Consider the following 20,562-nt stretch of genomic DNA (forward strand, 5'->3'; position numbering starts at 1 on the left):
CCCGCACCCCCTCCGGTACCGCAACAAGAGGAGAAACTGTGCCCACTGTGCCCCCGGCCTCGCCGGCCGCTCCCAGGACCGCGGTGGACGTGACCGCGCTCCTGGAGCGCGGCCGCACCCTGGCCACTCCGGTGCTCCGGGCGGCCGTCGACCGGCTGGCGCCGCCCATGGACACGGTCGCCGCCTACCACTTCGGCTGGATCGACGCCCAGGGCAGGCCGACCGACGGCGACGGCGGCAAGGCCGTGCGTCCCGCTCTCGCGGTGCTCTCCGCCGAGGTGACCGGCGCCGCCCCCGAGACCGGGGTGCCCGGCGCGGTCGCGGTGGAGCTGGTCCACAACTTCTCGCTGCTGCACGACGACCTGATGGACGGCGACGAGCAGCGCCGGCACCGCGACACCGTCTGGAAGGTGCACGGCCCCGCCCAGGCGATCCTGGTCGGCGACGCCCTGTTCGCCCTCGCCAACGAGATCCTCCTCGAACTCGGCACCGCGGAGGCCGGTCGCGCCACCCGCCGGCTGACCACCGCCACCCGCGCCCTGATCGACGGCCAGGCCCAGGACATCTCCTACGAGCACCGCGACCGCGTCAGCGTCGAGGAGTGCCTGGAGATGGAGGGCAACAAGACCGGCGCCCTGCTGGCCTGCGCCAGCTCCATCGGCGCCGTGCTCGGCGGCGCGGACGAGCGCAGCGCCGACCGCCTGGAGAAGTACGGCTACCACCTCGGCCTGGCCTTCCAGGCCGTCGACGACCTCCTCGGCATCTGGGGCGACCCGGTCTCCACCGGCAAGCAGACCTGGAGCGACCTCAGGCAGCGCAAGAAGTCCCTGCCGGTCGTGGCGGCGCTCGCGGCGGGCGGCCCCGCCTCCGAGCGGCTCGGCGAGATCCTCGCCGCCGACGCCAAGAGCAGCGACTTCGCGACCTTCTCCGAGGAGGAGTTCGCGGCCCGCGCCGCGCTCATCGAGGAGGCCGGCGGCCGGGACTGGACCGCCGAGGAGGCCCGTCGTCAGCACACCGTCGCCCTTGAGGCCCTGAACGCCGTGGACATGCCCGAGCAGGTGCGGGACCGGTTCACGGCGCTCGCCGACTTCGTCGTCGTACGAAAGAGATGATCACTATCGGTCGAATAGTCCTCGCGTAGTCGCCGGCCGGTGCAGCGAGGCGAGATGCGTACCGGCCGACGGCGTTCCCACAGCAGCACGACTCGCACGACTGCACGAAGGGGAAGCCATGACAGCGACGACCGACGGAAGCGCCGGGGCGGCCCTGCCGCCCCGGGCGGCCGCGGCCAGCGACACCGACAGCACCATCCCCGTGGCGGCCGGGGTACAAGAAGCCGCCGCACGCGCCACGCGGCGCGCCACCGACTTCCTGCTCGCCCGCCAGGACCCCGAGGGCTGGTGGAAGGGCGACCTCGAGACCAACGTCACCATGGACGCCGAGGACCTCCTCCTCCGTCAGTTCCTGGGCATCCGCGACGAGGCCACCACCCAGGCCGCCGCCCGCTTCGTCCGGGGCGAGCAGCGCGAGGACGGCACCTGGGCCACCTTCTACGGCGGCCCGCCCGAACTCTCCGCCACCGTCGAGGCGTACGTCGCCCTGCGGCTGGCCGGCGACGCCCCCGACGCCCCGCACATGGCGAAGGCCTCGGAGTGGGTCCGCGCCCAGGGAGGCATCGCCGCCGCCCGGGTCTTCACCCGGATCTGGCTGGCCCTGTTCGGCTGGTGGAAGTGGGAGGACCTGCCCGAACTCCCGCCCGAGCTGCTGTACTTCCCCAAGTGGTTCCCGCTCAGCATCTACCACTTCGGCTGCTGGGCCCGGCAGACCATCGTCCCGCTCACCGTCGTCTCGGCGAAGCGCCCGGTGCGCCCGGCGCCCTTCCCCCTCGACGAGCTGCACACCGACCCCGACCGCCCCAACCCGCCGCAGCCGCTGGCGCCCGTGCACACCTGGGACGGACTCTTCCAGCGGCTCGACAAGGTCGTGCGCGGCTACCGCACCATCGCGGTGCGCCGGCTGCGCGGGGCCGCCATGAACTCCGCCGCCCGCTGGATCATCGAGCGGCAGGAGAACGACGGCTGCTGGGGCGGCATCCAGCCCCCGGCCGTGTACTCGGTGATCGCCCTGCATCTGCTCGGCTACGACCTCGAACACCCCGTGATGCGCGCGGGCCTGAAGTCGCTGGATCGTTACGCCGTGTGGCGCGAGGACGGCGCCCGGATGATCGAGGCCTGCCAGTCCCCGGTGTGGGACACCTGCCTCGCCACCATCGCGCTCGCCGACGCCGGTCTGCCCGCCGACCATCCCCAGCTCGTCAAGGCCGCCGACTGGATGCTCGGCGAGCAGATCGTACGGCCCGGCGACTGGTCCGAGCGCCGCCCCCAGCTCCCGCCCGGCGGCTGGGCGTTCGAGTTCCACAACGACAACTACCCGGACATCGACGACACCGCCGAGGTGGTCCTGGCGCTGCGCCGGGTGCGCCATCACGACCCCGAGCGGGTGGAGCGGGCGATCGGGCGCGGGGTGCGCTGGAACCTCGGCATGCAGTCCCGGGGCGGCGGGTGGGCCGCCTTCGACGTCGACAACACCAGCCCGTTCCCCAACCGGCTGCCGTTCTGCGACTTCGGGGAGGTCATCGACCCCCCGTCGGCCGATGTCACCGCGCATGTGGTGGAGATGCTCGCCGTGGAGGGCCTCTCCCACGACCCGCGCACCCGGCGCGGGATCCGCTGGCTGCTGGCCGAACAGGAGCCGGACGGCTCGTGGTTCGGCCGCTGGGGCGTCAACTACGTCTACGGCACGGGGTCGGTGGTGCCCGCCCTGACCGCGGCCGGACTGTCCGCCCGCCATCCCGCGATCCGCCGGGCGGTCGCCTGGCTGGAGCGGGTCCAGAACGACGACGGCGGCTGGGGCGAGGACCTGCGCTCCTACCACGACCCCGCCCGCTGGAGCGGGCGCGGCGCCTCGACGGCCTCCCAGACGGCCTGGGCGCTGATGGCCCTGCTGGCGGCGGAGGAGCGGGACTCCCGGGCCGTCGAGCGGGGCGTCGCCTGGCTGGCCCGGACCCAGCGGGAGGACGGCTCCTGGGACGAGCCCTACTTCACCGGCACCGGTTTCCCCTGGGACTTCTCCATCAACTACCACCTCTACCGGCAGGTCTTCCCGCTGACGGCGCTCGGCCGGTACGTCCACGGGGAGCCGTTCGGCAAGAAGCCCGTACAGGTGATCGACGAACCGGCTTCCTCCGAGGTCAAGGGGGGCTGAATGAACACCCAGCCCGTCCCGGCCCCGCTGCTGATCGCCTGCGCCCTCGGCATCGAGCACCTCGCCCTGCGCCTGGGCGACCGCAGCGGGGCCGGCGGGCCCGTCACCGTCCTGCGCACCGGCATGGGGCCCAGGGCCGCCGAGCGCTCCGTCACCCGGGTGCTCGCCGACCCGGTGCTCGGCGGGGCGGCCGTGCTGGCCACGGGCTTCTGCGCGGGGCTCGCCCCCGGGATGCACCCCGGCGACCTGGTCGTCGCCGAGGAGACCCGCGACCCGCGCGGCACCGTGCCGTGCGTGGGCACCGAACTGCTCGTCAAGGAACTCGTGCGCACCCTGCCCGGGCGCACCGTCCACACCGGCCCCCTCACCGGCTCCGACCACGTCGTACGCGGTCATGAACGGGCCGATCTGCTGGCGACCGGCGCGATCGCCGTCGACATGGAGTCGGCGGCCACGCTGCTGAGCGCCGTGCGCGCGGACGGACGCCCGGTTGCGGCCGTCCGGGTGGTCGTGGACGCTCCAGAACATGAACTCGTCCGTATCGGCACGGTGCGCGGTGGAATATCGGCTTTCCGTGTCCTTCGTTCCGTCCTGCCTGCATTCTTCGAATGGCACCGTAATGTGCTGCTCCCCCGGAGGTGAGCCGAATGGCCATGCCGCTGCGCCAGTCCATCAAGGTCGCTACATATCTCGCTGAACAGAAGCTCCGCAAGCGGGACAAGTTCCCCCTGATCGTGGAGCTGGAACCCCTCTTCGCCTGCAACCTGAAGTGCGAGGGCTGCGGCAAGATCCAGCACCCGGCGGGGGTGCTCAAGCAGCGCATGCCGGTCGCCCAGGCCGTCGGAGCGGTCCTGGAGTCCGGTGCGCCGATGGTGTCCATCGCAGGCGGCGAGCCCCTGATGCACCCTCACATCGACGAGATCGTGCGGCAGTTGGTGGCGAAGCGGAAGTACGTCTTCCTCTGCACCAACGCCATGCTGCTGCGCAAGAAGATGGACAAGTTCAAGCCCTCGCCGTACTTCGCCTTCGCGGTGCACATCGACGGGCTGCGCGAGCGGCACGACGAGTCGGTGGCCAAGGAGGGCGTGTTCGACGAGGCGGTGGCCGCGATCAAGGAGGCCAAGCGGCGCGGCTTCCGGGTCACCACCAACTCGACCTTCTTCAACACCGACACCCCGCAGACCATCATCGAGGTGCTGAACTTCCTCAACGACGACCTCAAGGTCGACGAGATGATGATCTCGCCCGCCTACGCCTACGAGAAGGCCCCCGACCAGGAGCACTTCCTCGGTGTGGAGCAGACCCGCGAGCTGTTCAAGAAGGCCTTCGCGGGCGGCAACCGGAGCAAGTGGCGGCTCAACCACTCCCCGCTCTTCCTGGACTTCCTGGAGGGCAAGGTCGACTTCCCGTGCACCGCGTGGGCGATCCCCAACTACTCGCTCTTCGGCTGGCAGCGCCCCTGCTACCTGATGAGCGACGGGTACGTGCCGACGTACCGCGAGCTGATCGAGAAGACCGACTGGGACAAGTACGGCCGGGGCAAGGACCCGCGCTGCGCCAACTGCATGGCGCACTGCGGCTACGAGCCCACCGCCGTCCTCGCCACCATGGGCTCGCTCAAGGAGTCGCTGCGCGCGATGCGCGAGACGGTCTCCGGGAACCGGGAGTGAGGGCGTGACCGCCGTCCCCCTGGGGGTCCCCGAGGTACCGGTCCGGCCGGTCGCCGCGCGGCGTGTGTCGCGGCGCATCCAGGTCGGGCCGGTGGAGGTCGGGGGCGGGGCCCCGGTGTCGGTGCAGTCGATGACGACGACCCGTACGTCGGACATCGGCGCGACGCTCCAGCAGATCGCCGAGCTGACCGCGTCCGGCTGCCAGATCGTCCGCGTGGCCTGCCCGACGCAGGACGACGCGGACGCCCTCGCGACGATCGCCCGCAAGTCGCAGATCCCGGTGATCGCGGACATCCACTTCCAGCCGAAGTACGTGTTCGCGGCGATCGAGGCGGGCTGTGCGGCGGTCCGGGTGAACCCGGGCAACATCAAGCAGTTCGACGACAAGGTCCGGGAGATCGCGAAGGCGGCGAAGGACCACGGCACGCCGATCCGCATCGGCGTGAACGCGGGCTCGCTGGACCGCCGCCTGCTCCAGAAGTACGGCAAGGCGACCCCCGAGGCGCTGGTCGAGTCCGCCCTCTGGGAGGCGTCCCTCTTCGAGGAGCACGACTTCCGCGACATCAAGATCTCGGTCAAGCACAACGACCCGGTCGTGATGATCGAGGCGTACCGGCAGCTCGCCGCCCGGTGCGACTACCCCCTCCACCTCGGCGTCACCGAGGCGGGCCCCGCCTTCCAGGGCACCATCAAGTCGGCCGTCGCCTTCGGCGCACTGCTCTCCGAGGGCATCGGCGACACCATCAGGGTCTCGCTGAGCGCGCCGCCCGCCGAGGAGGTCAAGGTCGGCATCCAGATCCTGGAGTCGCTGAACCTCAGGCAGCGGCGGCTGGAGATCGTCTCCTGCCCGTCCTGCGGCCGCGCCCAGGTGGACGTCTACAGGCTGGCCGACGAGGTCACGGCCGGTCTGGAGGGCATGGAGGTCCCCTTGCGGGTCGCCGTCATGGGCTGTGTGGTCAACGGCCCCGGCGAGGCCCGGGAGGCGGACCTCGGGGTCGCCTCGGGCAACGGCAAGGGCCAGATCTTCGTCAAGGGCGAGGTCGTCAAGACCGTCCCCGAGTCGAAGATCGTGGAGACCCTCATCGAGGAGGCGATGAAGATCGCCGAGCGGATGGAGCGGGACGGTGCCACGGCGGGGGAGCCGGCCGTCACCGTGAGCTGAACAGCACGGAACCGCACGGACCGAAGGGGGCCCGATCGTGACGATCCTGGAGAACATCCGGCAACCACGCGACCTGAGAGCGCTGTCCGAGCCGGAGCTCGGCGAACTGTCCGAAGAGATCAGGGACTTCCTGGTGCACGCGGTCGCCAGGACCGGCGGACACCTCGGCCCCAACCTGGGGGTGGTGGAACTCACCGTCGCGCTGCACCGCGTCTTCGAGTCGCCGGTCGACCGCATCCTGTGGGACACCGGCCACCAGAGCTATGTACACAAGCTGCTGACGGGACGTCAGGACTTCTCCAAGCTGCGCGGGAAGGGCGGCCTGTCCGGCTATCCGTCCCGGGAGGAGTCCGAGCACGACGTCATCGAGAACAGCCATGCCTCCACCGCGCTCGGCTGGGCCGACGGTCTCGCCAAGGCCCTTCAGGTACAGGGCGAGAAGGGCCATGTGGTCGCGGTGATCGGCGACGGCGCGCTGACCGGCGGCATGGCCTGGGAGGCGCTCAACAACATCGCGGCCGCCAAGGACCGGCCGCTGATCATCGTCGTCAACGACAACGAACGCTCCTACGCCCCGACCATCGGCGGGCTGGCCAACCATCTGGCGACCCTGCGCACCACCGACGGCTACGAGAAGGTCCTCGCCTGGGGGAAGGACGTCCTGCTGCGCACCCCGCTCGTCGGCGCCACCGTCTACGAGTCGCTGCACGGCGCGAAGAAGGGCTTCAAGGACGCCTTCGCCCCCCAGGGCATGTTCGAGGACCTCGGGCTGAAGTACGTCGGACCGATCGACGGGCACGACATCAAGGCCGTCGAGTCCGCGCTCCGCCGTGCCAAGCGGTTCCACGGTCCGGTACTGGTGCACTGCCTGACCGAGAAGGGCCGCGGCTATGAGCCGGCGCTCGCGCACGAGGAGGACCACTTCCACACCGTCGGCGCCATGGACCCCCTCACCTGCGCCCCGCTCACCCCCTCCGGCGGCCCGTCCTGGACGTCGGTGTTCGGCGACGAGATCGTCCGCATCGGCGAGGAGCGCGACGACGTTGTGGCGATCACGGCGGCCATGCTGCACCCGGTCGGGCTCGGCGCCTTCGCCGAGCGGTTCCCGGACCGGGTGTGGGACGTCGGCATCGCCGAGCAGCACGCCGCCGTCAGCGCGGCCGGCCTCGCCACCGGCGGGCTGCACCCGGTCGTCGCGGTCTACGCCACCTTCCTCAACCGGGCCTTCGACCAGCTCCTGATGGACGTGGCGCTGCACCGGTGCGGGGTGACGTTCGTCCTGGACCGGGCCGGGGTCACCGGCGTCGACGGGGCCTCCCACAACGGCATGTGGGACCTGTCGGTCCTCCAGGTCGTGCCGGGCCTGCGGATCGCCGCCCCGCGCGACGCCGAGCAGCTCCGCGCCCAGCTGCGGGAGGCCGTCGCGGTGGACGACGCGCCGACCCTGGTGCGCTTCCCCAAGGAGTCGGTGGGCCCCGAGATCCCGGCGGTCGACCGGGTGGGCGGCATGGACGTGCTGCACCGGGCCGAGGAGGCCGAGGTGCTGCTGGTCGCCGTGGGTGTGATGGCGCCGGTGTGCCTCCAGGCGGCCGAGCTGCTCGCGGCGCGCGGCATCCCCTGCACGGTCGTGGACCCCCGTTGGGTGAAACCCGTCGACCCGGCCCTGCCCATGCTCGCCGCCGGACACCGGCTGGTGGCGGTCGTCGAGGACAACAGCCGTGCGGCGGGCGTCGGTTCGGCGGTGGCCCTCGCCCTCGGGGACGCCGAGGTCGACGTGCCCGTACGGCGGTTCGGCATCCCCGAACAGTTCCTCGCCCACGCCAAACGCGGTGAGGTGCTCGCCGACATCGGCCTCACGCCGGTCGAGATCGCCGGGCGGATCGGCGCGAGCCTCGCGCTCGAGGAGGCAGCCGGGCCAGTGAAGGAGAAACACGTATGACCAAGGAGTTCGACCTCGGCGCGCTCCTGGCCGAGCGCGGAGCCGAGCGCTACGAGCTGCACACGAAGTACCTCAACCACCAGCTCCCGCGCATGCTGCACACCATCGGCTTCGACAAGGTCTACGAGCGGGCCGAGGGCGCCCACTTCTGGGACGCCGACGGCAACGACCACCTCGACATGCTCGCCGGGTTCGGGGTGATGGGCCTGGGCCGCCACCACCCCGTCGTCCGCAAGGCGCTGCACGACGTCCTCGACGCCTCGCTCGCCGACCTCACCCGCTTCGACTGCCAGCCGCTGCCGGGTCTGCTCGCGGAACGGCTGCTCGTCCACAGTCCGCACCTGGACCGGGTGTTCTTCGGCAACAGCGGCACCGAGGCGGTCGAGACCGCGCTGAAGTTCGCCCGCCGGGCCACCGGGAAGCCCAGAGTCCTCTACTGCGACCACGCCTTCCACGGCCTGACCACCGGCTCGCTGTCGGTCAACGGCGAGGACGGCTTCCGCGCGGGCTTCGACCCGCTGCTGCCCGACACGGCCGTACCGCTCGGCGATCTCGACGCGCTGGCGCGGGAGCTGGGGAAGGGAGATGTCGCCGCCCTGATCGTCGAGCCGATCCAGGGCAAGGGCGTGCACGAGGCCCCGCCCGGCTATCTGCGCGCCGCACAGGAGCTGCTGCACCGGCACAAGGCGCTGCTCATCGCCGACGAGGTGCAGACGGGACTCGGCCGGACCGGCGACTTCTACGCCTACCAGCACGAGGAGGGCGTCGCACCGGACCTGGTGTGCGTGGCCAAGGCGCTCTCCGGCGGATATGTGCCGGTCGGCGCGACCCTCGGCAAGGACTGGATCTTCAAGAAGGTCTACTCATCGATCGACCGCGTCCTGGTCCATTCGGCGAGCTTCGGCTCCAACGCCCAGGCGATGGCGGCCGGCCTCGCGACCCTCTCCGTCATGGAGAACGAGCAGATCGTCGCGAACGCACGCGTCATGGGCGACCGGCTGAAGTCCCGGCTCGCGGCGCTGACCGGCACCTACGAGCTGCTCGCCGACGTGCGGGGCCGGGGCCTGATGATCGGCATCGAGTTCGGCCGGCCGAAGTCGCTGAAGCTGCGCAGCCGTTGGACCATGCTCCAGACCGCCCGCAAGGGGCTCTTCGCCCAGATGGTGGTGGTCCCGCTGCTCCAGCGGCACCGGATCCTCACCCAGGTCTCCGGCGACCACCTCGAGGTGATCAAGCTGATCCCGCCGCTGGTCGTCGACGAGCGGGACGTGGACCGGTTCGTCGACGCCTTCACCGAGGTGATGGACGACGCCCACGGCGGGGGCGGGCTGATGTGGGACTTCGGCAAGACCCTGATCAAGCAGGCGGTGGCCAACCGCTGACCGGCCCCGCGCCGACCGGCGCTTTTGCCTCTGAGGCAAGAAATTTGCCCCAGAGGCAACACTCCGGCTGAATGGACGTATGAGTTCGCCCGACTCCCCGTCCGCCCCGGACGACCTGCCGGCCGTCGCACCGCAGCTGCGGTCCCTGCGCCGCAGGGCCGCCCTCACCCTGGAGGCCGCCGCCCGCGCGGCCGGGCTCTCGCCCGCCCATCTCTCCCGCCTGGAGACCGGGCAGCGCCAGCCCTCGCTGCCGATGCTGCTCGCGCTCGCCAGGGTCTACGGTACGACGGTCTCGGAGCTGCTCGGCGAGACGGTCGCCGACCGGGACGCCGTGGTCCGCGCCGCCGAGATGGAACCCACCCGGGCCGGCGGCTGGACGTACTGGCAGGCCGGTGCGTCCGGGCGCGGGATGCAGGCCCTGCGGGTCCATGTCCCGTACGGGTCGCAGGGCGACATCGTGCGGGTGCACCCGGGGGAGGAGTGGCTGCACGTCCTGACGGGCCGGCTGCGGCTGCGCCTCGGGGACACCGTGCATCTGCTCGGCCCCGGGGACAGCGCGCACTTCGACTCGCTGACCCCGCACCGCCTCGCCGCGCAGGACCCCGACGGGGTCGACCTGCTCTTCGTCCACACCCTGCTGCAGAGTCCCACGGCCGCCCTGTGCCTGGGCCCCACCCCTGGAGAGACACCATGACCGACATGGAGGAGCGGTTCCCGCGCAGCCTCTGGATCCGGCTGATCATCTACATCGCGGCGGGGCACGTCCTCGCGGCGTTCATCTGGTTCCTGTTCGAGGTGGGGGCCAACCAGTAGGGGGCCGCGACCCGTAGGGACCCGCGACCGCGGCGTCAGTCGAGCAGCCGCTCGCGCAGCCGCTCCCGGGTCTGCGGAGCCAGCTTCAGCCCCTTCTCCAGATAGGGGTCGACCCCGCCCCAGGTCTCGTCGATGGTGTCCAGCGCCGCCGCGAGGTACTCCTCCCGGGCGTCGAACAGGGGGCTGAGCAGCTCCATCACCTCGGGGGTGTACGCGGTCGCCGCCGAGCCGCCGCGCCGCACCTTGTAGCGGCGGTGCTTGGCGTTGGACTCCAGGTAGTCCGCGAGGATCGCCTCGCGCTCCACGCCGAGGGCGAGCAGCGTCACCGCGACGGACAGACCGGCGCGGTCCTTGCCGGCCGCGCAGTGCATCAGCGCCGGGACGCTGTCCTCGGCGAGCGCGTGCAGCACGCGCGAGTGCTCGGCCGTACGCCCCTTGATGATCGTGCGGTACGAGGCGATCATCCGGCCCGCGGCCTTGCCGTCGCCGAGGAGGACGCGCAGCTGCTCGATGTCGCCGTCGCGGACCATCTTCCAGAACTCCGCGCCGTCCGCCGGGTCCGACAGCGGCAGGTTCACATTGAGCACCCCCGGCAGCGCGACGTCCGGGCCCTCCAGCTTCTGGTCCGCCGCGTTGCGGAAGTCGAACACCGTGTGCAGGCCCAGCGAGGACAGGAACGCGGCGTCCTCGTCGGTCGCGTGCGCGAGATGGCCGCTGCGGAACAGCACGCCGTGCCGCACCCGCCGTCCGTCGGCGGTCGGCAGACCCCCCCACGTCCCGGAAGTTGCGGACACCTGCCAGCTCGGGCTCGGTCGACGGGATCTGCTGCGTCACGGGGGCTCCCTCCCGGGTCGGGCTCCGCCGGTGCGGCTCGGGTGACCGACGGGACCGATTCGACCATACGACATGGATTCCCCGGGCAACGGGTTGTCCACAGCCGGACGAATCCTTCGTCTCCCCAGGTGAAACGTTTGTCCACAGACGTTGCCGGGCGGGGCGCGCGCAGCTGATGATGTTGGGGCTTGATCGCACCTGTTCGAATCAGTGGGGGTTTGATGCCCGAGACCGTGAAGCCCGAGATCGCCGCGGACGGCCGTACCTGGCTCCTTTCGGGGCCGGCGAGCAGCTATGCCCTCCACCTCACCGAGGCCGACGAACTGGTGCATCTGCACTGGGGCCCGAGGATCGCGCTCGCCGACGCCGAGGCCCTCGCGGCCGTGCCCTTCCAGGGCCGCGCGTCCTTCGAGGCCGCGCTGGACGGGCGTGAGGAGTACCCGGTGGAGGGCGGCCCCCGGTTCGTCCGCCCCGCCCTGTCCGTGCGCACCGGCACCGGGCGCCGCGGCACCGAGTGGACCTTCGAGTCGTACGAGATCCAGGACCCCGACGACCCGGGCGCCGAGCTGCGGCTGCGGTTCCGGGACGGCGCCCTGGTGATCACCCTGCACTACCGGATGCGCGGCGACGTCGTGGAGCGCTGGACGGCCCTGCGCAACGACGGCGAGGAGCCGCTGGAGCTGCTGCGCGCCGACTCCGCCACCTGGACCCTGCCCGAGCGCGACGACTGGCGGCTGTCGCATCTGCACGGCCGCTGGGCCGCCGAGTCCCGGCTGGTGCAGGCCCCGCTGACCTACGGCGAGAAGATCATCGGCAGCCGGCGTGGCCACACCGGTCACCAGTACCTGCCCTGGGTCGCCCTCGACACCGACGCGACCGAGGAACGCGGCGAGGTCTACGGCTGCGCCCTCGGCTGGTCCGGTTCCTGGCGTATCGCCGTCGCCCAACTCCCGGACGCGCGCGTGCAGATCACCGGCGGCGCCGGGTACGACGACTCCGGTCTGCTGCGGCTGGCTGCGGAGGAGTCCTTCACCACGCCGCTGTTCGCCGGTCTGTGGAGCGACGCGGGCTTCGGCGGGGCCAGCCGCGCCTGGCACGCCTACCAGCGCGCCCATGTGATCCCGGACGCCGAGCGGGACCGGCCGGTGCTGTTCAACTCCTGGGAGGCCACCTTCTTCGACATCTCCGAGGAGCAGCAGGCCACCCTCGCCCGGCGGGCCGCGGCGATCGGCGTCGAGCTGTTCGTCGTCGACGACGGCTGGTTCGGCGCCCGCACCGGCGACCACGCCGGCCTCGGCGACTGGTGGCCCAACCCGGACCGCTTCCCGAAGGGCCTCAAGCCCCTCGCCGACTACGTGCACGCCCTCGACATGCAGTTCGGCATCTGGGTCGAGCCCGAGATGGTCAACCCGGACAGCGATCTGTACCGGGCGCACCCGGACTGGGTCCAGTTCCAACCGGGACGAAAGCGGACGGAGTTCCGCAATCAGCTCATGCTGAACCTGGCGCGCGAGGATGTCCAGGAGTACCTCTGGGAGCGGCTCGACGGTCTGCTGTCCAGCGCCCCCATCGACTACGTCAAGTGGGACTTCAACCGCTGCTTCACCGACGCCGGCTGGCCGGACGACCCCTACCCGCAGCGCCTGTGGGTGGACCACGTGCGCGCCCTCTACGCCCTGCTGGACCGGCTGCGGGCGGCCCACCCGGGGGTGGCCTTCGAGTCCTGCTCGGGCGGCGGCGGACGGATCGACCTCGGCATCCTGGCCCGCACCGACCAGGTGTGGACCTCCGACAACACCGACCCGCTCGACCGGCTCGACATCCAGCACGGCTTCAGCCAGATCCACCCCGCGCGCGTGATGGCCGCCTGGGTCACCGACAGCCCCAACACCCAGCTCAACGGCCGGATCAGCTCGCTGCGCTTCCGGTTCGTCAGCGCCATGGCCGGGGTGCTCGGGGTCGGCGGCGACCTCTCCGAGTGGACCGAGGAGGAGCTCGCCGAGGCCCGCCGCTGGGTGGACCTCTACAAGGAGATCCGGCCCCTCGTCCAGCGCGGCGACCAGTACCGGCTGCGCCCTCCGGCCGGCGGGCTGAGCGCCGTCCAGTACGTCCGCGGCGACGAGACCGTCGTCCTCGCCTGGCTCCAGGCCCAGCGCTACGGCGAGCCGGTCCCGGTGCTGCGCCTGCGCGGCCTGGACCCGGCGGCGTCGTACGAATGCCGCGAAACGGGCGAAGTTCACCGGGGTGCGGTGCTGTTGCACCACGGGCTGCGGACCGGGCTGCGCGGCGACCTCGATGCGACGGTTATCCGTCTGCGTCGCATCTGAGAGTTCTGTCCGAATTGAAGCCTTCGTTCCAAGTCGCTCTGGAATAAGGGATCCTGGAGGGGTATTACGTGAGCAGGGTCATATCCGTGACCCTGTGTCGCCCGTCATGTTCACGTAATCAGAGTGCTTTTCCAGGGTGTTAGCCGAAATTCCCCGTGTCTGTTGCACGGAGCGTCACTGGGAATTCGCACAGCGGATCAAGAGAAAGGCGTGAACAGGGCAACCACTGCTTGTTCCTGTGCGTCTTGGTCGCTTACGTTCCACACCAATCCGGACGGACGCCGAATCCTGCCGCCGCCCGGAATCCGCACACTCACCCGTGCACGGCAGGAGCGGGGGACCCACAGGCAGAACCGCCTGCTCCGGTCTCCGGAACAGGCTTGGGGTAAAGCCGCGACCCGTCGCGGCCGGGCATCTCCAGTCCGCACCCGACAGCTCACCTCGCAGGCGCCGGAGAGGAATTCGCCATGCCCGCGAAGGGTAAGCACCGCCGCCCGAAGACCCAGCGCTTCACCCGCTCCATCGCCGTCGCCGGAACCGGCGGGGCCGCACTCGCCCTCCCGCTCATGGGGGCCACCGGCGCCCACGCGGCCACCGCCGACTCGGTTTCCCGGTCGGCCGCCCAGGCCATTTCGACGTCGGTCGCGGAAAGCGCCGTACAGGCCGCTCCGGTGTCGCGGAAGTCCGCCGCCTCCAGTACGCGGACCTACACCGTGCGGGCCGGCGACTACCTCGCCAAGATCGCCGACGAGCAGAAGGTCAGCGGTGGCTGGCAGAAGCTGTACGCGGACAACCGTGAGGCCGTCGGCGGCAATCCGTCGCTGATCCACCCCGGCCTCGAGCTGTCGATCGGCAAGAAGGCGGCGAGCACCAAGTCGTCGTCCGGTTCGTCCGGTTCCTCCTCGTCGAAGTCGTCGCAGTCCTCGCAGTCGTCGTCCTCCGCGAAGTCCTCCGACGCGAAGTCCTCGACGTCGTCGTCCTCCTCGAACACGGCCGCCCAGGACACCGGGAGCGGCACGAGCACCTCCAGCGGCTACACCCTGCCGGTGTCCGGCGCGACCGTCGGAACGGGCTACCGCGTGGCCGGCAGCATGTGGTCCAGCGGCTACCACACCGGTGTCGACTTCGTCGTCCCGACCGGCACCTCCCTCAAGGCCATAGCCGCGGGCACGGTCGTCTCCGCCGGCTGGGGCGGCGCGTACGGCAACCAGGTCGTCATCAAGCTCAACGACGGCTACTACGCCCAGTACGCCCACCTGTCGCAGCTCTCGGTCTCGGCCGGTCAGACGGTGACCGCGGGCCAGCAGATCGGTCTCTCCGGCGCCACCGGCAATGTGACCGGCCCGCACCTGCACTTCGAGATCCGCACCACGCCGAACTACGGATCCGACGTGGACCCCGTCGCCTATCTCCGCTCCCACGGCGTCGCCGTCGGCTGACCCCCGCCGACGCCGATCGCCGATCGCGCCTGACGCGCACGCCTGACACGCAGGCGAAGGCCGGACCCGAGCCCCGGGTCCGGCCTTCACTTTGCGTGTTCATGATCGTCGTATTGCGGTCTCGTGGCATCCCTTTTCGCCCCATCGACAGCCGGGTCAGGGTGGGGACACAGTGATCCCCATGAAGGGCAAGCGCTTTCTACGAAGAACCGTCGCCGTCACCGCCGCCCAGCTGCTGGCCGGCCTCCTCTGTGCCCCCGCGGGACAGGCGGCCGACGACGGCCCCCCGCGCCGGAGCGTGGAGAACCTCGACCGCGGGCTGGTCGCCGTACCGGCCGAGGACGGGCGGAGCACCTTCCTCAGCTGGCGCCTGCTGGGGACGGAGTACGCCCGCCACGGCGACGCGATCGCCTTCGACGTGTACAAGAACGGCCGCCGGCTGAACCGCACACCGCTCCGGCGGTCGACGACCTACCGGGACACCTCGCCGGGCACGGGGACGTACACCGTGCGCGCGGTCGTCGACGGCCGGGAGCGGCGGGCCTCCTCGCCCGCCCTGGTCCTCGCCGGCGGCTACGCCGAGATCCCGCTCGCCGTCGCCGACGGCTACACCGTGCAGCACGCCTGGCCCGGCGACCTCGACGGGGACGGGCGGTACGAACTCGTCGTGAGCCGTCTCGCGCAGACCCGCGACCGGTCCGATCTGCTGGAGGCGTACAGCCTCACCGGCGAACGGCTGTGGCGGGTCGACCTCGGCCCCGGCTCCTACACCCAGGCCGGCGGGAACGGCGCGAACGACCCGGCGCCCGCCGCGATCAGCGGCTCGACGGCGATCGGCGGCTACCGCAACGACGACAACGTCACGGTCTACGACCTCGACGGCGACGGCCGGGCGGAGGTGCTGGTGCACACCGCCGCCGGGACCACCTTCGCCGACGGCTCGCAGGTCACCGCCGCCTCGCCCGCGCGGCAGTTCGTGTCGGTGATCGACGGCGCGACCGGCGCCGAGCGGACCCGGCAGCCCGTACCGGACGACTTCGTCGCCGACGGCCCCTCCGGCGGGCACTTCGGCATCGCCTACCTCGACGGCGAACACCCCAGCCTGGTCACCAAGTTGGTGACCCGCGTCGGCGCCAGACGGGGATCCTTCCGGGTGCTGTTCCAGACCTGGGACTACAACGGCACGGATCTGACCCGCCGTTGGAAGTACGTCGTGGACCCGGCGAGCGGCGCGACCAGCTTCCACCAGATCCGCACCGTGGACGTCGACCAGGACGGCAAGGACGAGATCGCCGACGGCAACTACGTCGTCGACAGCGACGGCACCCTGCGCCATGTCGTCGACGGGGCCATCCACGGCGACCGCTTCGACATCGCCGACCTCGACCCCGACCGGCCAGGCCTGGAGGGCTTCGCCATCCAGCAGTCGGAACTCGGCATCGTCTCGCACTTCCCCTGGTACTACTACGACGCCGACACCGGCGAGCGTCTGGTGACCGGTGTCCACCCGGCGAACCCCGCGAGCGACGCCGACCTCGACGTCGGCCGGGGCAACGCCGCCGACATCGACCCCGGCCACCGCGGCTACGAGTACTGGACGTCCACGGCCGACGTCACCCGCCCCGGCGCGGGAGTCTTCAACGTCCGGGACGGCAAGGTCTCCACGACCACGCCCAGCGTCAACTTCCGTATCTGGTGGGACGGTGACAAGGCGTCGGAACTGCTCGACCTCACCCACGTCGAGAAGTGGGACCCGGCGACGGAGACCAGCGCCGTCCTCTTCGACCCGGCCGGAGTCGTCTCCGGCGCCCGCAACGCGACCCCCTTCTACGGCGACCTGATCGGCGACTGGCGCGAGGAGATCCTCGCCGAGACCGCCGACCACGGCGCCCTGCGCCTGTACACCACGACCGAGCCGACCGGCACGCGGATCTACACCCTCGCCCAGAACCCCGCGTACCGCCTCGGCTGGACCGTCCGCGGCTATCTCCAGTCGACGTACACCGACTACTACCTCGGCACCGAGACCCGCCGGATCCCCCGCCCCGCCCTCACCACGACCCAAGGAGCCGACCGACGTGACGACCACGCGTAGAGCATTCGGAGCACTGGCGGCGGGCGCCGCCCTGGCGGCCCTCGGTCCGACGACGACGGCCGCCGCCCATGCCACCGGTCGGGCCACGGGGTTCCGCCACCGCCGGCCGCTCGCCCGCGACGACTTCCGGCACGGCCTCGGACAGTGGGCCGTGGAACTGGAGCGGGGCGGGAACGTCACGGCCGCGGGCGGCGTCCTGGAGGTCGACGTGCCCGCCGGGGCGACGCTCTGGTTCAAGCGGCCGCTCGAAGGGCCGTACGTCCTCGAGTACGTCGCCACGCCCGTCTCGGCGGGCGGCGTCAACGACCGTGTCTCCGACCTCGACACCTTCTGGAACGCCCTCGACGTCCGCTCCCCGGACGACCTCTTCGCCACCCCGCGCGGCGGCGCCCTCGCCGAGTACGACTACCTGAAGACGTACTACGTCGGCTACGGCGCCAACACCAACACCACCACCCGGCTGCGCCGCTACGTCGGCGAGGCGGGCGTACGGTCGCTGGTCTACGACTACACCGAGCCGCTGCTGGTGGCGAACGAGCCGCACCACGTCCGGATCGTGTCCGACGGCTCCACCCAGCGCTGGTGGAACAACGGACGGCTCGTCTTCGACTACACGGACCCGGAGCCGTACACCCGGGGGCACTTCGCGTTCCGCACCACCTGGAGCCATTTCCGCATCCGCAACTTCCGGGCGTGGTCGCTTATTCCCTGATTGACGCAGTCTTGAGGAGTGGCTTATCTCACCGCCCGTCAACCCCTGCCTACGGTCGCGTAGGTCACATTCGAAGGGGAATCATGAACCGCTGTGGCAGACGATTCGAAGAATGACAGCAGATCAGTGATCGGGTCGTACGTGGCGGTGGGGGACAGCTTCACCGAGGGCGTCGGCGACCCCGGTCCCGACGGGGCGTTCGTCGGCTGGGCCGACCGGTTCGCGGTACTCCTCGCGGACCGGCGCCCCGAGGGCGACTTCGCGTACACCAACCTGGCGGTGCGCGGGAAACTGCTCGACCAGATCATGGAGGACCAGCTGCCGCGGGCCGTCGAGCTCGCGCCGGACCTGGTCTCCTTCTGTGCGGGTGGCAACGACATCATCCGTCCCGGCACCGACCCCGACGAGGTGGCCGAGCGCTTCGAGCGCGCGATCGCCTCACTGACCGCCGTCGCCGGCACCGTCCTGGTGACCACCGGCTTCGACACCCGGGGCGTGCCCGTGCTCAAGCACCTGCGCGGGAAGATCGCCACCTACAACGGACATGTGCGGGCCGTCGCCGACCGGTACGGCTGCCCGGTGCTCGACCTGTGGTCCCTGAAGTCCGTACAGGACCGCCGGGCCTGGGACGGCGACCGGCTGCACCTGTCCCTCGAGGGGCACACGCGCGTGGCGCTGCGGGCCGGGCAGGCGCTCGGACTCCAGGTGCCGGCCGACCCCGAGCAGACGTGGCCGCCGCTGCCGCCGCGCGGGACGCTGGAGGTACGGCGCGACGACGTGCACTGGGCGCGGGAGTACCTCGTGCCGTGGATCGGACGGCGGCTGCGGGGCGAGTCGTCCGGGGACCATGTGACGGCGAAGGGCGCGTTGTCGCCGGAGGACATCAGGAACCGGATCGCCTCGGTGGTGTGAAGAGAGGTGGGGAGGGGGCGCCGGGGGGTCTCAGAGGGGCTCGTCCTCGGCGGCCGCCCGCGCCCGCTCCACCGGGGTGCCCAGCTCCCGTGCGAGCGCCTCCTCCACCCACTCCTGCGCCCTCGCCCGGGACACCGTGCCGCCGTACGACGTCAGCTGTACGGCCAGACCGTCCAGGAGGGCCGTCAGGCGCAGGGCCGTGGCGGCGGGGTCGGGGCAGGTGAACTCGCCCGCCGTCACCCCCTCGGCGATCACCTCGGCCAGCGCGGCCTTCCAGGCGCGGTCGAGGTCACGGGCGACCTCCCGCAGCGCGGGCTCGCGCAGGGACACCGCCCAGCCCTCGATCCACAGCCGCCAGCCCTTGGCCTGCCCGGTGGGCGCGTACCAGCGCACGGCGGCCCGCAGCCGGCGCAGCGCGGTCGTGCGGCGGCCGAGCAGCTTGCGCAGATGCGTCAGGTCGTCCTCGGCGGCGTGTGCGAAGGCGGCGGCGACCAGCTTCTCCTTGGTCGAGAAGTGATAGAGGACCAGCGCGTTGCTCACGCCGAGCGCCGCGGCCACGTCGGCGATCCTCACGGCCGCCACGCCCCGCGCCTCGATCTGCTCGATGGCGGCCCGCAGCAGCTCCTCACGCCGCTCGGCCACGCTCAACCGGACCCTCGCCACGCCGTCACCCTACACAGGGCCTCGCGTGGCACCGATCCGCAGAGCCCGCTCGACCTGCGCCGACGCCCTCAGCGATGGCTGCCGAACCGCTCCGTGATCACCGGCAGCCGTTCCGCCGCGACCGCGTGTGCGGCGGCCCGCGGGGTCGTCCCGTCCGCCTCGGCACGCGCCAGGACCAGCTCCGCCAGCGCGCGCATCGACCGGCGGGTGTACGCGAACGCCTCGTCCGCGTCCGCGCCGACGTCCCCGAACAGCGTCCACCACCACCAGGCGTTCGTCCCGGAGTTGACCACCACGTCCGGCAGTACCGTCACCCCGCGCGCGTGGAGCGAGGCCTCCGCCTCCGGCACGACCGGCATGTTGGCCGCCTCGGCGATCCAGCGGGCCCTGATCCGCCCCTGCTCCGAGGCGCCGATCGCGTACGACACCGCCGCCGGCACCAGCACCTCCGCCTCGGCCGACAGCCAGGCGTCACCCGGCAGTTCGCGGTCGCCGGGCCGCAGCACCGAACGGTCCACCGTGCCATGGGCGTCGCGCGCGAAGAGCAGCGCCTCCACGTCCAGCCCGTCCGGGTTGACGATCGTGCCCTTGACGTCGGCGACCGCCACGACCGTCAGCCCCGCGCGCGTGAGGAAGCGCGCCGTGGCACCGCCCATGGTGCCGAGCCCCTGGAGCGCGACCCGGGTCCCCGCGTACGGCACCCCGGCCCGGTCCAGGGCGGTGAGCACCGACTCGGCGACCCCGCAGCCGCCGACCAGCTCGTCCAGCCCGATGCCGTCCACCTCGACCGCGAAGGCGTCCGCTAGCCGCGCGCGGGCCGCCGTCTCGTCGTCGAGCAGCGGGTACACGGCCTGCACGGAGGAGACCAGCCCCGCCTCGGCGGCCGCCCGGTCCACCAGGTCCTGGCTCAGCCCCAGGTCCTCGCCGGTGGTCCAGCAGCTCTCCACGTACGGCCGTACCGCCCGCAGATAGCGGACCAGCAGGCCGTACGCCTCCGGGTCCCGGGGATCGCAGTCGATGCCGCCCTTGGCGCCGCCCAGGGGGACGTACCGCGCCTCGGGGTCGTAGTGCAGCGCCTCCTTCAGGCTCATCCCGCGCGCGAGGCCCGTCACCTCCTCCAGCGTGCAGCCCTCCCGCATCCGCAGACCGCCGCTGCACACCCCGCGCACCAGCCGGTCGACCACCAGATGGCCGCGGCGGCCGGTGACCTCGTCCGTCCAGGTGAGGGACAAATGGGGGGCGGCGGGCATGGGGACTCCTCGGACCGGGTCACTACTGAACAGTGGGTCAGTATCGGGAGGCTGGGCACGGGCTGTCAACGCGCTGTCGGAGGGGGCGACCATAATGGAA

The 20,562-nt window shown here is 71.6% G+C and carries 16 protein-coding genes, 1 pseudogene and 1 riboswitch; of the genes and pseudogenes, 14 read left to right on the plus strand and 3 right to left on the minus strand.

From position 1 onward, the window contains the following. Nucleotides 1–47: 47 nt before the first annotated feature. From ACYQ8Q_RS38225 to ACYQ8Q_RS38265, 9 genes are all read left to right on the plus strand, one after another. Nucleotides 48–1,112, plus strand: coding sequence for a polyprenyl synthetase family protein (locus ACYQ8Q_RS38225; RefSeq protein ID WP_460073656.1), 1,065 nt, complete (start codon nucleotides 48–50; stop codon nucleotides 1,110–1,112). Nucleotides 1,113–1,230: 118 nt separating this feature from the next. Continuing rightward, the gene (gene shc, locus ACYQ8Q_RS38230; protein WP_460071273.1) at nucleotides 1,231–3,264 is read left to right on the plus strand and encodes a squalene--hopene cyclase; all 2,034 of its coding nucleotides are present in this window, start codon (nucleotides 1,231–1,233) and stop codon (nucleotides 3,262–3,264) included. Continuing rightward, entirely contained in the window at nucleotides 3,265–3,906 is a 642-nt protein-coding gene (locus ACYQ8Q_RS38235) for a phosphorylase family protein (protein WP_460071274.1), read from the plus strand. Nucleotides 3,907–3,911: 5 nt separating this feature from the next. Then, a complete protein-coding gene (gene hpnH / locus ACYQ8Q_RS38240; protein WP_359285495.1) occupies nucleotides 3,912–4,934 on the plus strand; it encodes an adenosyl-hopene transferase HpnH in 1,023 nt (340 codons plus the stop codon). A gap of 4 nt (nucleotides 4,935–4,938) precedes the next feature. Continuing rightward, nucleotides 4,939–6,096 carry a flavodoxin-dependent (E)-4-hydroxy-3-methylbut-2-enyl-diphosphate synthase gene (gene ispG, locus ACYQ8Q_RS38245; RefSeq protein ID WP_460071275.1) on the plus strand — a complete coding sequence of 386 codons (1,158 nt, stop codon included), beginning with the start codon at nucleotides 4,939–4,941 and terminating at the stop codon, nucleotides 6,094–6,096. A gap of 37 nt (nucleotides 6,097–6,133) precedes the next feature. Next, nucleotides 6,134–8,035, plus strand: coding sequence for a 1-deoxy-D-xylulose-5-phosphate synthase (dxs, locus tag ACYQ8Q_RS38250; protein WP_460071276.1), 1,902 nt, complete (start codon nucleotides 6,134–6,136; stop codon nucleotides 8,033–8,035). Beyond that, nucleotides 8,032–9,417 carry an aspartate aminotransferase family protein gene (locus ACYQ8Q_RS38255; RefSeq protein ID WP_460071277.1) on the plus strand — a complete coding sequence of 462 codons (1,386 nt, stop codon included), beginning with the start codon at nucleotides 8,032–8,034 and terminating at the stop codon, nucleotides 9,415–9,417. The genes dxs and ACYQ8Q_RS38255 overlap by 4 nt, the downstream gene beginning before the upstream one ends. A gap of 79 nt (nucleotides 9,418–9,496) precedes the next feature. Next, complete coding sequence (locus tag ACYQ8Q_RS38260) at nucleotides 9,497–10,111, plus strand: helix-turn-helix domain-containing protein (RefSeq protein ID WP_460071278.1); 615 nt, start codon at nucleotides 9,497–9,499, stop codon at nucleotides 10,109–10,111. Further along, nucleotides 10,108–10,230, plus strand: a complete 123-nt coding sequence (locus ACYQ8Q_RS38265) for a DUF6126 family protein (protein ID WP_460071279.1) — start codon at nucleotides 10,108–10,110, stop codon at nucleotides 10,228–10,230. The genes ACYQ8Q_RS38260 and ACYQ8Q_RS38265 overlap by 4 nt, the downstream gene beginning before the upstream one ends. A gap of 35 nt (nucleotides 10,231–10,265) precedes the next feature. Here the strand turns inward: ACYQ8Q_RS38265 and ACYQ8Q_RS38270 are convergent. After that, nucleotides 10,266–11,064 (minus strand): annotated as a pseudogene (locus tag ACYQ8Q_RS38270) (tyrosine-protein phosphatase). Nucleotides 11,065–11,285: 221 nt separating this feature from the next. Here ACYQ8Q_RS38270 and ACYQ8Q_RS38275 point away from each other — a divergent pair. The 5 genes from ACYQ8Q_RS38275 to ACYQ8Q_RS38295 all read left to right on the plus strand — a co-directional run bounded on the left by ACYQ8Q_RS38275 (nucleotide 11,286) and on the right by ACYQ8Q_RS38295 (nucleotide 18,549). Further along, nucleotides 11,286–13,391: an alpha-galactosidase gene (locus tag ACYQ8Q_RS38275; protein ID WP_460071280.1), complete on the plus strand. Its 2,106-nt coding sequence runs from the start codon at nucleotides 11,286–11,288 to the stop codon at nucleotides 13,389–13,391. 304 nt (nucleotides 13,392–13,695) lie between these two features. Beyond that, nucleotides 13,696–13,854: riboswitch (cyclic di-AMP (ydaO/yuaA leader) on the plus strand. A gap of 4 nt (nucleotides 13,855–13,858) precedes the next feature. Further along, complete coding sequence (locus tag ACYQ8Q_RS38280; RefSeq protein ID WP_460071281.1) at nucleotides 13,859–14,830, plus strand: M23 family metallopeptidase; 972 nt, start codon at nucleotides 13,859–13,861, stop codon at nucleotides 14,828–14,830. A 181-nt stretch (nucleotides 14,831–15,011) separates the two neighbouring features. Next, nucleotides 15,012–16,925 (plus strand): rhamnogalacturonan lyase family protein, encoded by a 1,914-nt coding sequence (locus ACYQ8Q_RS38285; protein ID WP_460071282.1) that lies wholly within the window; start codon nucleotides 15,012–15,014, stop codon nucleotides 16,923–16,925. Further along, nucleotides 16,909–17,637 carry a DUF6250 domain-containing protein gene (locus ACYQ8Q_RS38290; protein ID WP_460071283.1) on the plus strand — a complete coding sequence of 243 codons (729 nt, stop codon included), beginning with the start codon at nucleotides 16,909–16,911 and terminating at the stop codon, nucleotides 17,635–17,637. The genes ACYQ8Q_RS38285 and ACYQ8Q_RS38290 overlap by 17 nt, the downstream gene beginning before the upstream one ends. 126 nt (nucleotides 17,638–17,763) lie before the next feature. Then, on the plus strand, nucleotides 17,764–18,549 hold the full coding sequence (locus ACYQ8Q_RS38295) for an SGNH/GDSL hydrolase family protein (protein WP_460071284.1): 786 nt from the start codon (nucleotides 17,764–17,766) through the stop codon (nucleotides 18,547–18,549). Between the two features lie 30 nt (nucleotides 18,550–18,579). Here ACYQ8Q_RS38295 and ACYQ8Q_RS38300 read toward each other — a convergent pair whose 3' ends face one another. Then, nucleotides 18,580–19,212, minus strand: a complete 633-nt coding sequence (locus ACYQ8Q_RS38300) for a TetR/AcrR family transcriptional regulator (RefSeq protein WP_460071285.1) — start codon at nucleotides 19,210–19,212, stop codon at nucleotides 18,580–18,582. Between the two features lie 68 nt (nucleotides 19,213–19,280). After that, nucleotides 19,281–20,462, minus strand: a complete 1,182-nt coding sequence (locus ACYQ8Q_RS38305) for a Glu/Leu/Phe/Val dehydrogenase dimerization domain-containing protein (protein WP_460071286.1) — start codon at nucleotides 20,460–20,462, stop codon at nucleotides 19,281–19,283. Between the last annotated feature and the right edge of the window lie 100 nt (nucleotides 20,463–20,562).

The sequence above is a fragment of the Streptomyces sp. YKOK-I1 genome (genome assembly GCF_054660435.1).